We start from the raw sequence: 1,423 nt of genomic DNA, 5'->3' as shown, positions 1-1,423 counted from the left end.
TAATGCCAGTCAGTTAAGAGCTGACTGGCATTTTCTTTTATAGGGATATTTATTAGGTTTCCTTCTTACCACCCTTGGATAATGCCTGTCTGGTAGCCTATCGGGTAAGATAAACAACCTAAGAGTTGTCAGTAATTCATCATAATGAGCAGGTAATTTACTTGCACTATGTATTGGCGTAAACATGAAGAAAGCGATTACCTGACGCATAGATTGGCTAAAACTTAATTGAGTAGGCAAGATATCTTCTTCTTTAGTTGCATCAAGCATGATTATGCGTATTAAGTTGTAAGCGAGTAATAACCCCCATAACTCTTGGCGTACCATGTCTGGCTTCTTACTACGTAATGTGTGTTTGCTATGATTCAATCCCTGCTTTATTTCTCTAAACGCCAGCTCAATTTCCCAACGTTGTGTATAAACCTCTATTAATTCGTCATGCGGAAATCGTAAAGGGTCAATAAGCGAACTAAGAACACGATAGCTTTTTCCATCAGCTTTATAAGTGGTTAATCTTGCCGTTATAGTATCTGGTAATGACTCAAACTTCTTTCTAGCCTGAGGGCTTGTGGACAAGGTAACTATTTTATCATTATCACTGATACTGTGTTCAACTTGATACTGTAAATCCTTCCTTGCTGGTAACATCCAGTGAGCGTTATTTCCTTGGTTTTGCCATTGATGTAGCAGTCCTAATGAGTAATAACCACGGTCAAACAAGGTTAGAGAATTATCCGGTACGGCTGGTAATAGACGTTGAGCTAGGCTCATTTCACCTACGCAACGGGCGTCAAAACTACTGTCTAGCAATAAGTGGCTAGATACTTCCATTAAGCTACACATTCGAACTTGTGGGTAGCTGACTTCTCCATGTTGATTACTGTCACTGCCAAACTTTTCTCGGTTTTCTTGATTATCATGAGTTCGGAAGCTAACGCCATCCACTGCAAGTAAATTAAGTCCACACCACTGCTCAAAAGGCTGGGTGGTAAACGCTTTATGTGAAAGTAGTTGAAATGTTTGTTGGACTGCTTCGTAACCCAATCTTTGGCGACCTTGCACTAGTGCGCTCGGCGCTACTAATTTGTTTTTTCCGGGCAGAGATATATCGAGTCTATTAGCAATATCCCACACGGTTTCGTTTCGGAATAAACTCATTCCAATGACAGACCACATAACAGCTTCTAGCGGTAATCGCCTTCTGCGAACAGTTGCAACACCCGCATGTTCAAATGCTTGTTCAAGAATATCAGGGTCAAGAACCTGCTTAAGTTTGTCGAGCGTATGTACATCATCTAAAAAGGAGGACATATCATCGAAGTGCTGAATTAGAGACATAAAAAATCCGATATTATTTCTAATATCGGATTTTGAAGCTATGAAAAGATCAGTCAAGTGATCATAAAAATATTCTTAACTGATC

The 1,423-nt window shown here is 39.8% G+C and carries 1 protein-coding gene; it reads right to left on the bottom strand.

Features of this window, described 5'->3' with window-relative positions:
• Positions 1-9: 9 nt before the first annotated feature.
• On the bottom strand, positions 10-1,338 hold the full coding sequence (locus tag JIG37_RS10460) for an IS4 family transposase (RefSeq protein WP_138602404.1): 1,329 nt from the start codon (positions 1,336-1,338) through the stop codon (positions 10-12).
• Positions 1,339-1,423 lie beyond the last annotated feature (85 nt).

The sequence above is a fragment of the Pseudoalteromonas sp. bablab_jr010 genome, assembly GCF_016464105.1.
In the GTDB taxonomy this organism is placed as follows: Bacteria; Pseudomonadota; Gammaproteobacteria; order Enterobacterales; family Alteromonadaceae; genus Pseudoalteromonas; species Pseudoalteromonas simplex.
Note: the sequence above shows the minus strand (reverse complement) of the source record. Positions and strands in the feature narration are given on the sequence as shown.

Excerpts from the sequence above, each read along its gene's own strand:
- JIG37_RS10460 (WP_138602404.1), bottom strand. The coding sequence starts at position 1,338 with ATGTCTCTAATTCAGCACTTCGATGATATGTCCTCCTTTTTAGATGAT.